General features: G+C 33.4%; 7 protein-coding genes. 2 read left to right on the top strand and 5 right to left on the bottom strand.

From position 1 onward, the window contains the following. The coding region (locus QVB70_RS13115) for an Ig-like domain-containing protein (protein ID WP_287587046.1) at positions 1 to 2,834 on the bottom strand (2,834 nt) is incomplete at its 3' end. Positions 2,835 to 3,224: 390 nt separating this feature from the next. On the opposite strand from QVB70_RS13115, the gene QVB70_RS13110 reads away from it, so the two are divergent. Further along, positions 3,225 to 5,453 (top strand): hypothetical protein, encoded by a 2,229-nt coding sequence (locus tag QVB70_RS13110; RefSeq protein WP_287587045.1) that lies wholly within the window; start codon positions 3,225 to 3,227, stop codon positions 5,451 to 5,453. 104 nt (positions 5,454 to 5,557) lie between these two features. Here QVB70_RS13110 and QVB70_RS13105 read toward each other — a convergent pair whose 3' ends face one another. Together QVB70_RS13105 and QVB70_RS13100 are read right to left on the bottom strand one after the other, a co-directional pair. Continuing rightward, complete coding sequence (locus tag QVB70_RS13105; RefSeq protein ID WP_287587044.1) at positions 5,558 to 5,755, bottom strand: hypothetical protein; 198 nt, start codon at positions 5,753 to 5,755, stop codon at positions 5,558 to 5,560. Positions 5,756 to 5,822: 67 nt separating this feature from the next. Continuing rightward, a complete protein-coding gene (locus QVB70_RS13100; RefSeq protein ID WP_287587041.1) occupies positions 5,823 to 7,157 on the bottom strand; it encodes a hypothetical protein in 1,335 nt (444 codons plus the stop codon). A 221-nt stretch (positions 7,158 to 7,378) separates the two neighbouring features. Between QVB70_RS13100 and QVB70_RS13095 the strand changes: the two genes are divergently transcribed. Continuing rightward, on the top strand, positions 7,379 to 8,839 hold the full coding sequence (locus QVB70_RS13095) for a hypothetical protein (protein WP_287587039.1): 1,461 nt from the start codon (positions 7,379 to 7,381) through the stop codon (positions 8,837 to 8,839). Positions 8,840 to 8,858: 19 nt separating this feature from the next. On the opposite strand, the gene QVB70_RS13090 is transcribed toward QVB70_RS13095, so the two are convergent. Together QVB70_RS13090 and QVB70_RS13085 are read right to left on the bottom strand one after the other, a co-directional pair. Then, positions 8,859 to 11,933, bottom strand: coding sequence for a hypothetical protein (locus tag QVB70_RS13090; protein WP_287587036.1), 3,075 nt, complete (start codon positions 11,931 to 11,933; stop codon positions 8,859 to 8,861). Between the two features lie 417 nt (positions 11,934 to 12,350). Further along, positions 12,351 to 12,679, bottom strand: a 329-nt coding sequence (locus QVB70_RS13085) for a GTP-binding protein (protein WP_287587035.1), incomplete at its 5' end; no start/stop codon positions are given.

Here is a 12,679-nt window from a genome sequence, read left to right as displayed (position 1 = left end):
GTACTGTTCTCACATAAGAACACGGAGATTACATTCTCATTATCGGTTACTGTAGCATTAATCCTTACTGTTTCATCTGAAGTCGTTAAGATAGAATCATTTACATCAGCAATTTGGTTATGGGTAATGACTGGGGGCTCATCATCAATAAAATAGCCAAACCACCAATATAAGCCCAAATTATCGAACCTGGTAGGATTAGCAACATTTGTATCGTTAGCGTACCAGTAGTATTGAATAATTTCTCCAGCTAATACAGATGAAACGTCCAAATCCACATACCAGGTTGTCGTAGCACCGTCCTGTATCGCTGTATAGTTCGCAAAGGAACCTGTGACATTTGCACATAGCAATACAGATTCTACGCCCTCATTATCGGTCACAGTTGCGTTAAATCGTACAGCAGAGTCACTAGTCTGTGGTGTGCTGTCATTGAGATAGTTGGAATCGTTTGCATGGATTAACTGTGGAGACTCGTCATCAACAAAATAACCAAACCACCAGTACAAGCCCACATTATCGAACCTTGCAGGATTTGCAGCATTTGTATCATTTGCGAACCAATAATATTGTATAATTTCTCCTGCACTTAATGCTGAAACATCTAAATCTACGAACCATGTTGTTGTGACACCGTCTTGTGTTGCTTTATAGTTTGTGAATGAACCTGTGGCGTTTGCACAAAGGAACACTGATTCTACACCGACATTATCTGAAACAGTAGCGTTAAACCTTACAATATTGTCACTTGTCTGCGGTGCGGTGTCATTAAGATAATTAGTGTCATTTATATGGATTAAATTTGGCCCTGATAAATCGACAACTACAATTGAATAATTAGCTCCACCATTGTCTTGTATCTGCCAAACTCCTGCAGTATCATTTGCATAAAAGAGCCACATAAAGACGTTTCCAAGACTAAGCGAGGAAACGTCTGTGATATTGAAATAGAAATTAGTAGTGCCATTAATTGGCATTGTATAATTCTGCCATGTTCCTGACGCATTATGCGAGATGAAGATCGTATCAATGCTAGAGATTCCGTCGGTAGCTTGTACACTGATATTAAGTGCTCTTGTAACTCCATAATCTATTTCTGTAGAATTCATATAAGCTGTTGATTGCACAAAGACAAGATTAGGAGTCTCATTATCCACATAAACAAAAACGCTTGAGACATTCCAAGCGCCATTGGTGTTATTAGCCCAGATTGTGAAATTATAGCAATCCCCATTTGAAAAAAGGGGATTTGTTGTATCATTTATTATACTTATTGAAGTAGTCGTCAAACTCCCAGAAAAATCAGCCTCCTCAATTACTGTTTCATTTCGATAAACAACGTAGTGATCTAGGAATCCATCTGTTGTAGAGATATCCCAGTCAAAAGTTTGTATGCCGGAAACCCAACTATTGTTTTCTGGCGGCGAAATATAATCAATGTTGACCGGGTCAACAATAAAGGAATAATATTGGCCAATATTATCATTAACTGCATGTGCTCCGAGCGTGGTATTGTAATAGAAATAATATTCAATATATACCTTAGTGTCCTGTCCTGGTATTGTACCAGAATAGATGTTATCTCCAAAATAACTAGTCATAACAGTCGAATCATTGTGTTCTGTCCAGTCTCCATTAATCGAATAGACAAGAATCACAGTATCAATATCTAGATTATTAGAAATAGTCGCATTAATTTGGATATCTTCATCGGGGATTGGCACATTCGGTACTCTTTGCGTAGCAGGATTATGACTAAAACTCGCCTGTAAAATATCTATGGAGAAGAATATGGCTTCTTCATCACTTAAAGCATATGTGATTCCTGTTGTGGTATTTCCAAACCCCTCAATTCGATATAAAGACCCATCTTTCCAACTGCTAACATTTAATTCGATAGTATATGTTGGACTAGCAAGAATCATATTATCTATGACAATTGAACCTTGTGATCCTTTTGTTTCGTTTACTACACGATACCAAATCGTATCCATAATTGAATCAGGATCTTTACAATCAATGTTAATCCAAAAGGTATTGTATTGGAAGGAATTGTTTAAAGGCTCAACCCACTCAAGTTCAATAGATGGGACATCATTTTCATCCGTTGAATTTTGTGCTGATGATTGTGTATCTTGGGTATCCACCGAAAATTGAGAGACAGAAGAAGCGACATCCAAAATCCCAGAATACAGAAGGTAACTATTATTAGAATTAGATACTTTCACATTTACTGTACAATAATCAGAGCGCCCAAAGGTGTCTAATGTCTTCACAAGAATTTTTTGGTCACCATCAGAAAGGCTTTTTGTATTCCAAGTAAAAATATATGTCCCGAAATAGTCGTCACCATCCTGTTGTTCCATCAAATTCCAAGATACACCTTCATCAAAGCTAACCTTGACATAACAAAGTGGATGCCTAGATTCTACTTCTGCTTCAATTTCTACGGTTCCAGAGACCGATTGGTTGTTTTGTGGATTGTACACATTTACTTGGGGGGGCATTCCGCTAACAACAACAAAAATTGCCATTCCACTTAGAAGCAACACTAATGAAAGAGTTAAAATTCTAAGTTTTGTAAATCTCATTTTTTTCCTATGTTTTAGACTAAAACGTTGGAATGAATGATTAAATGAATGTAAAAAACCTGTGACGACAAAGGGGGCAATAATCCAACAAGCTAATGAGAGAATCGGGAAGTAAGTTAACATTTTCATTATTGAAGGGCTTAAACTAAATGATGAAGGCAAAAGATAAATTAACAAATACTTTGTCAACCAATATGATCCCTTCTCTAAATGTGAGGGATCCATCTGTAAAAGAGTTATCAAGGCATGCCCCCAATATAAACTAAAGCGCTTTAATTTCTTTCAGTTTGACTTTTCTCTCTTCTCAAAGACTTTATTTATATAATTATGTTTATTATAGAACTACATCAAATATCTGAGCCAAAAAAAAAGATCTTATCGCATAAAGGGGATTCTCTGAGGGCATAAGAAACAATTGTACAAATTATACAATCGAAAAAAGAACATTCTCTCATTTCCTAACTACGTCTGCTTTGTTTTTCATGTTGAGTTACTTTAGATAAATAAAAATTAGCCATAATCAAAAGATAAGATATAATAAATTAAATGGCGCTATAGAAAGAGGGAGATAATTTCATATTAAAATTTAGTATTTTAGGATGAGTATTCGACAATACGGTTGTAGTGAATACTATGGGGATTCTTAGTAAATTCAAGAGATTTATTCAACAATCAAAGGACAAATCCACCAAAGATTTGTTTAATAATCTACTAACCGTCCTTTCGAATCCTGAAGATGAATTTGTCTATGTCAGGACATTATCTTTAGTGGATGAGAGTCATCCTGACCCAATTAAAGATTCAATTGTCGAGAATCTCAAACTACACTTGAAAGTCATAAGCGGCGAAGTTGAGCAAGAGGAAATTTTAGATATTCTTTTTCAACTTAGTCAATCATGGGATTTACTTTCATATGACCTAGATAACAAAGGAATGCATAAAGAAGCAAAAATAGCAGAAATGTTCAAGCATCTCACAGCAAATGTTATTGAAGTTCTAACACTCCAAAAAAATACTCCATTCCGCTTAGCTCGATGTGCAGAAATTGCAGAAGAATTTTTTGAAAAGGATCTTTTGAAAAGTTTCTGTTACACAACTGGAGTTTCTTTTCTTCAGTTTTCATCTCTAGTCAATGATGATATTACCAAAAAGAACTTCTTAGAAGAAGCAACTCACTATCATAAACTTGCTATAAGTCTATCTGAAGATATTGACGAAGCGTATGCGTTGAACTCTAATAGCCTTGGAATCATTTTTCTTCAATTAAGCGAAATAGAGATGGATAAAACCAAAAAAAGAGAACTTGTACAGGACGCAATTAATAGTATGAAAGAAGCGCTAGATGCAGTGTTATTACTTTCCGATATAGAAAAAATCGAAGATTTCTCAATTTCAGTCGCCCATGCTTATTCAAAACTTATTGCCCTCGATGTGAGTCTCAGAATAAAAAAAGACGCTTATCAGGCAATGATTAAGTATTATCACAAAGCTCTTGAAATTGCACAAGAAAAAAACAAAGTAAGTGATCAAATAGAATATGAATATTCAATAGGATCAATTTTTCTCTATTTAGCAGGTATTGAAAACGATATAAAGAAAAGAACTGGGTATATATCCGAAGCTGAGTTGTATTTTCAGAGAGTTACCGAAATTGCTCAGAAGCATAAACATCTTGAAGGACTTCAAGATTATCTCAAAGGCCTGGAAGAGTTTGGCTATTCTTTGTTTTTAGAAATAGTCGAAACTGAGCCTACTATCGAAGGAAAGAAAATTTTACTCGAAAAACTCATTCGAATCCGAGAAAACACGTATCAAGTCAATTCAGAGTTAAAATCAAGTAACAAAAGAGAATTACTGCAAGAAACTAAGACAATTAGTGAAATGTACGAAAAACTGACTAATATGTACTTAAACCTTAGTGCTAAGAGTATGACACTAAGAAAGGCAGTAGAATTTCAGTCAAAATCGTTAGAATATGCTCTTGTTTTGAAAGACATAGCTGAGGTTAGAGAGAGAAGCAATATTCTTTCAAATCAAATAGAGTGGTTGATAACTGTAGAATCTAATATTTCAGTAATGCAAGACCTTTTAATGAGTGCTATTCAAACATTTAAAAATCTGCTGAGCATAATTAACACTTTAAATGATAAAACTGTGGAAGAAGTTAGTTATTGTACTTTAGCATTGCTCCAAAGCGTATTTGCTGTAAATGAACCAGATTCTGAAGAAAAAAACTCTAAATTAACTAGCGCTTTGAACTTTTCCTCTGAAGGATTGAAGAGAGCGATAGAAAACAAAAATGCACAAGGAATTGCTCGCAATTATTATGTCATGGGAACGATTTTAACTAACGTATTATCTTACACTGATCAACTACAAAAAGAAAATCTTTACATTAAGGCAAAAAACTGTCTCTATGAGTCATTAAAACTATCTTTTTCAATGAATGATGAAAAACAATCGCAAAAATGCTATCAAGTTCTCGGTAGGTTGTCAATGAGTTTCAGCAAAGTGTCTGAGGCTCAAGATAAAATCGAAATAATGGAAGAAGCTTTAGGCTACTGGGATAAGGCATTAGAAATAGCATTAAAATTGAATGATTTCGTTTCATTGCCTATTTATTCATTTGCAGCAGGGAAATGCTGGTTCGCTTATACTAAGCTAGAAAACGATCCTAGAATACAAAGCAATTATTGTTCAAATGCCTTACAAAAATTTGATGAGACGATCAAATATGGTAGAAGGTTAGGAAATACAGATATCATGCTTAAAGCTAGTGAAAATATGCTAGACGTAATGGCTTTTGAAAATAAGGTGTTATTAGAGACTAAAACTCAGATTCGGACCTTTAAAATAGACTAGTGGACTAGTCCTCTTAATTTAAGTGTTTTTTGTTCTGTATCATAAAAAAAGAGAGGTTTTGAAATACTTCTCTAGATTGTTCAAGTACCTACTAAAAGCCTATTTCATGTGTAAAGATGTTCAGGGGGTTTATTTACTCCAAATATTCTGATAAATTCTTTATGCACGTAGAGTGGCTTAAATTCATACATTATCAGATTCCAATCGATCATTTCTCTAATGAAATATTTCATTTCGAGTTTAAATGAAATATCATCATCCTCAAACCATTTAATATATGGCGCTGGAGGCAAAGATATCACTTTTCATCACCTTCATTGTTTATATTGCTTGAAATCGATATAAGTTGATACAAGTTTGATTGCGAAATTATCTAATCATCAATTTTTCGAATTCTTCCATTTTATCTAACAAAGTAATCCGAAGTTCTTGTAGCATCGTTCTATACTCTCTAAGAGTAGAAACTAAATTCGCTTGGATATTTACAAGTGAAACTTGTTCTTCCTTTAGTGTTCTGAGTTTATCACCTAAATCTTTGGAAGAGTTCTCCAACATCTTCTTAACACCAACTAATGTACTTGAGTCTAATGAAGTACTTTGTGTTGGTAAAGCTGAAATAATCGTCTTTTTTGTATTGTCTATATCTAAAGATATTGCTTCTAGATTTTTTGTTAACCTATCAACATATGCAATTTTTAAGCTATCAATCGTTGAATGTAATGTTTTGAGACTTTCTTCGGAGTCGCTACTTACTGTACTAAAGCTTTTTATTAATTGATCCAATGAATCATTTACTCGGCCTTCTAGAACCTCAAATCGACTTGAAAGTTCATCTCTTAATGTTTCAAATTTCCAGTGGATCGTGTCATAAATCTCAGAGATCTTTTTACCTGATTCTAATTGATTTTCCTGGGCTTTATTAAAATCAGCTACTAATTCACTTAAGATAGTGTATGTTTTTTCGAATTCATCTAATTGACTTGAAAATTCTGCCGTATATGTTTCTCTCATATTTTGAATGTTTTGATTCGCTGACTTCAAGTTCTCAATAATTTTATCTCTTGATTCAGTAGATTCAATTATCATCTGTCTTAAATTCTCAAGAACAGTATCTTCTGTTGCTTTAAAGCGATTTAACATGCTGGTATCTAAATTTGACACTTCTTTGGAAATCCTTTGGTCAAGTGCTACTAAATTTGCAGTTAGTTCTGTTTTGTCTATACCATATCCTTTAGTATGTTCTTCAAAGACTGTAGAAAGGTTTTCAGTCATAGAAATCATTTTTTCTAGTTGAGTGCCGGTTTTATTCCTAACATCATCAAGTTTAGCAACTAAATCTATCTTCAGCTTGTCAATCCCTTGAGAAGTCTCTTTCTTGATAAGCGAAATTTGGTTTTGAGTATCCTCATTATGAGAGCTCAATTCAGTAAATTGGGATTTCAACAATTCAACTGTTTGGCCAATCTTTTTTTCTAATTGATCAGTCTGACTTAGTATATCTTTACGAAGTCTGCCAGTTTTTACGGCGCGACTCTTATTATATTTCTCCATCGTTTTCATTATTTCATTTAACGTCTTATTTATTTTATCAAGAGTTGTTCCGTTCTTACTAACATCTTTTTCTACCTTTTCTATCCGTTTAATGATATCAACCATTTTACTTTCGATTAGGTCATCTTCGCCTTGTTTTTCTTTCGACGACAAGTATCTCACCAATTCAAATTAAACTTAACTTTGAGTATTTTACTATAATTTTTTGTATTCTATTTTGGATTTTTTGATAGAACAGAAATTCACATAACTATTTACTTGCTAAGATCTATTTCTACTGAGTCTAACCTTTAAAAACTAAATAGACAGATCAATATAATATCCAATTCGTTAACTTGATGTAGAAATTTTTGTAGTTCCTATTTGTGATTATAATGAAACACAGTCGTATAATTTACAGGATATCTTGCCTATTTATTATCATTGGATTGATGCTATGTTCATGCACAGTCCATGCTGTGTTCTCAATAGATGGTTCGCAATCCAATTCTACATCGATAATTTCAAATGACGTAAGCGATCACCCTAAAAGCTCCACAACTGTGTCATCAATTAAATTTTGTTCTTATGTTAAGGGAACTGGTAGTTATACAGAGGTTGACGATGCTATCTTTACACCAAATGGTCGGTTGTTTATTTACTTTGAAATCTATGATGCTTTTCGACATCAAATTACAACTACTATTACTGTAACAGCCCCAGATGGTTCAATCTATCTTGAGGAAACAGAAAAAGAAAGTCCACTTTTTTATACTTATGCAAAGTGGTGGGAAAAAGAAATTGATAGCTTTGACTTTAATGGGGAATATCGAGTACAAATTCAAGTTACTGACAGAACTAAAAACCAAAACTTCATTGAAACAGGATCCTTTTTTGTTCGTGATGCTGCACCTTTAATTGCAATAACTATGGAAGATCTTCCTGTGCAAATGGGCATAGGTACTTATCAGAGAATAAAAGTTAATCTCTATAACTTGGATCCGAGCTTCGTTGGAACGTCTACTATAACTGTTCGTCTGTCAGGTTCTGCTTTTGGTTTTCCTGATGGCAATGCAAGAGCCATCACATTGGGACCCAATGAGCGCCGTGATATTTATTTCACTGTTATTCCAAATAGTTTTGGAATAAAAACCCTTCGTGTTGAAATTCTGTTTAAAGAAAATGTGATTTCATATGAGGATTACTCCATTTCAGTTACCGTTGGGTACATATATGCAATTCCAATTGCAGCTATTATTGGAATCATTTTAATCTTCTTCTTTAAAAGATCGAAGCCACAGATTCAAATTACTGAGATGAAAAGTAGTGTTATCTCGTCTATAGACGAATCTGATGAACAAGATGTCATAAAAGATGACATTCTACCGAGAGATATTTCTAAAGAAATTACAGAACCTTCACCTACTGAAACGATATTACTTAACAGAGAAATGCTCTCAAAGTCTCCTATAGATCATCAATATGAAGATTCGAATACAAAAAAATATTTTGAGTTAGATACAACAGCAAAGGACACACATAAGAAACTTGTTAAATCATTAATTAAGCATAAGAAGGAAGCAGAAGGTATCAAGCTCCCTAAAATAGAAAAAGAAATTCTGAAGAAAGAAATTCTATGTGCAAATTGTGGTAATTTAATGCCTGAAGGTACGTCAGTCTGTCCCGCATGCCAGTCGGATCAGATTTCATGCCCTATTTGCTTAAGACCTATTATTTTTGGTGAGAAGATAATCAAATGTTCTTATTGTGGAGTTTTTTCTCACGAAGATCATTACATTCAATGGGTAGCTACAAAAGGATATTGCCCTAAATGTAAAACAAAAATAAGGGGTTAAGATAGATTATTTCTTCATTCTAGTCGCTTTTAAAGAATGTTAGTTGCAAATGTTTTTCTTCTTTACTCCAAATAAATGTTCCATCGATTTCTAGTCTCTGAAGTAGTACTAAGCGAAAAATCAACTTCAGTATGGATTCTCTTGAGAAATTATACTTACTAGTAAGTATTTCAACTGTTGATTGTACACCGTTACAATTCAATTCTTTCAAAAGACTTTCAGTAGAGTTTACAACAGTGTTTAAGGCAGTTTTGTTAAGATTCAAACAATCACAAAGCGCAACAAAAGCTTCTTCAAATTTTTCTGCATCTATTAGAGCTCTTCCTTTTAATAGAGCTTTCTCAATTTCTCCAGAATACTCTTTAGAGATATTAAATTTCAGAATGTCAAAATCTTTTAGGATTTCCTGTATACGAGCAGTTGTTTGCTGGGAATTTTTATAGAGATCTTTTAAGAAGAGTAATGCGTGTTCATCAATTTCTTCTTTACCATCCGCACTTTTTCTTTGATTAATGATCTCTTCATACTGTTCCTTCACAAGAGCATTTTCTAATTCAGAAAACAGTGACTCTTGAGCTTCTAATTGTGTTTCTAAATCAAGAGTTTGTGACAACGTAGGTGACTTTTCGATAAATCTTTTAATATACTCCACTGATTTTTGTATCGCTTTTATTGTCTCTTTTGCGTCCTTCTGAATCATAAGTCTTTTCTGTATTTCCTTGTAGCCCTCGACGAATTCTTTTTCGTCTTTTAACATTTCAAATTGTTTTGTCGCATTATTATAGTATTTCTCAGCCTTTTGTATTGCGAAAATTGTAGCATAATCGCTCGCTAAATCTAAATTTTTAGAAATTTCATTGATCTGTGATAATATCTTTTCTTTCAAAGGATCATTAAGTGCAATTTTTGATAAGTATTCATCCTCAATTGCTTGGATTTCTTCAATCTCTTTGATTACTGAATCCATTAAGTTATTTCTTTTCTCAGAAATGAGTTTAATTCTGTTTTCTAGATTTGTTAACCTTTTTTCTATTGATTTATAGCGTATGAGTTTCTCAATGACTGGTGAATAGTTTATTTGTTCAATATGTGTCTGTAAACTTAACAATTTATCTTGAAACAAATTCAACAACTGGCCTGGCAAATCTTTTTTTATTCTTTCAATTTCTTCAAGAAGCATAGTCTTTTTCGCTTCAGGTTGAACATCATGGTAATAAGGTCTCGGGATCTGTTCATCTCTAATTATTACTCCTTTTCCTTCCATGAGTTGAAGCAAATATGCTACGTTTGTAGAACGTGAAGGGACACAAAAGAAATTACGACTGAGTTCAGAGATGCCTAGCGCTCCTTCGCTTTCAGCTAATAGATTATAAAGCTTGTCTTCCCACACTGTGCTTGTTTTAAATCGAAACTTTTCATTAATGTTCTCCAAGAGACCCATTTGAACAAGGTTTTCAATCCATTGTTTGCATGCCTTCTTATCAACCGTTATTTTTTTGGCATCTTCTAATTCAAACAAATCAGTCAGAAAGTTATTTGCTAGTTTGCCAATTTCTTGGCCCATTTTTTTTCCAATCCATAAGTTTGGAAGGATTAGACCAATCTTTTTCAAATCTTCAATCATTCTTGCAGAAGACATGGCAATTTTAAGACGATCCTCTAATTCTTGTACGACTTCTTTCTTTACATCTGCTGTTAAGCCTTTACTATTAAGTTTCATTATATGATGAAATGTTTGATCATCTAGTTCTCTTACTAATAGCAAACGACTAATCGGAACTTCTCGATATGTTTTTCTGTATTGATCTGAAATAACCGGCCCTCTAGAAAGAATAAATGTGAAGTCTGATTTCCTTTCCGTCATAGCGTCAAGTATTTTAAGTTTATTAAATTTTAAAGAAAGCATCGTTGATTTTATGCTTTCCTTTGAAAGATTAACACAAATCAATACCTTTGAGCTAATACTTGGATTCTCTTTTGTACTAAATTCGAGAGAGAACACTGCTTTGCTATCATCAAGAGTAGAAACTTTGCCAAAATTAACTGATCCAAATATAGTCTGGAAATAATTCTTAAAACTTGATATTGCAGCTTCAATAGATACTTCTGGTTCAAGTATGACTGAAGATTCATCCTTCTGGAGCTCTACAGTAGTTAATATTGGTTGTTTCTTTCTTTTTGATACTTCTTCAAATTTTATCCCACTTCGTATGAATTGACGTTTCACTACTCCTTCTGTTATCTCCTGAATCTTCTCTAAAGCGGCTTTGTAAATTAGAATTTGACAAGCTTTGAGTACTCGTCTTGAGTTGCCTTTCAAACTCTCATGAATGAAATGAATTGCATCATCTGAAAATGGATAACATCCTTCAATTTCTGCAGTTCGTGTGCTTGATAAATAGGAAAGAATCAATTGTTGAGTATCATCTGCAGAAATAAGAGGCGGGACTTCTATATGATATAAGAACCGCTCAGGCAACGCTTTTTGAAATCTAGATACTGCATATTGCCAGGCTTGAGGAGAAACTGACAAAGTAATCATAAACGGAATGTGGTGAATTTCAGTTCCTTTGTGATAGATGCGCCCTATATTATCCAAGAACTCACGAAAGTCGTGTAATCGTGCCTCACGCTTCTCTAACCCTATAACAAGCAGTTCTTGTTCAACTTCATCAAATGCTAAATGAATGAAGTTATATTTTAGACGCTCGACTAGATTCTTGCCAACTAAATTCAGAATCATTGTTTTTCTAAGAAGTTCGTTATTAATATTAGAAATAAAGCCTGATTTTGTTACTTCTTTGATTATTTTTTCAGTGATTTCTTTATCTGAGGGTTCTACAATATTTGGTAAGTTTTCTAAAATTTGAGTTAGCTGATCTTTGAAAGATCCTTTAAATACATGCCGTAGTCCAAGTCCTTTGATTTCAGCAGGAAAACCCTCAGCATCGTAGTTTAAATTGCCTTCTCGTAATTCTTGATTAAATTTCATTAGTAATGTTGTCTTACCAACACCAAAATCTCCATGAAGTGCTAAGGCTCCTGGTTTTCCATGTAAAGAAACATTTATTGCAAGATCCTTTAAAGCAGACATTGCCCCTTTTTGGGCTGTCGTCAAAGTAAAAATATTTGATAATCCACTGGGAAGAATAGGAAAAGGATTTTCATTTAGATAAAATATTTTGTAGGGATTAATGAATTGACCCCCCGTAATTTTTTAACAATTACCCGTCTTTACGTTTGTCAAGGTATTATCTAAGTATATCGCGTATCAATATAATCAATATCCCCATAGTATTATAATCTTACGATTTTCGTAAGGACTTCTAAATACTGAATTTAGAAAATCGCTAATTTTTCTGCACCAAAATAAAAATTTCTTATAATCTACTAAAAATCAATCTTGTTTTGATTTTGTATTTTGATCTTACCTTAATTCCAAAGTTGTATTAGCTTAACTCGGCTTTTTCTTAGAAATAGCTCAGTTTTTTGATTTAATTCTTCGTGAAATTTATCTATCAATCATCAGCGAGTCTCTCACTTTACTTTCCCTAATTTTAGCTTTTTTCTTTTGTGCTTGTTCTACTAGCATATTATTTAGTGTTCTAAAAATAAATTCTACATTTTCCCCTGTTTTTGCTGATGCTTCGAAAAATGGACAGTCTATTTCCTTTGCTATCTTTTCTCCTTCTTTCGAAGAAATTATCCTTGCTTCCTCTAAATCCGATTTATTTCCAACCAGTATGATAGGTATCCCTGCGCTGTGCTTTTTCACTTCTTGATACCATTTTTTGACATTCTTGAATGATCCCTCATTTGTAATATCATATACTATTAACG

The sequence above is a fragment of the Candidatus Borrarchaeum sp. genome, from assembly GCF_019058535.1.
Taxonomy (GTDB): domain Archaea; phylum Asgardarchaeota; class Sifarchaeia; order Borrarchaeales; family Borrarchaeaceae; genus Borrarchaeum; species Borrarchaeum weybense.
Note: the sequence above shows the minus strand (reverse complement) of the source record. Positions and strands in the feature narration are given on the sequence as shown.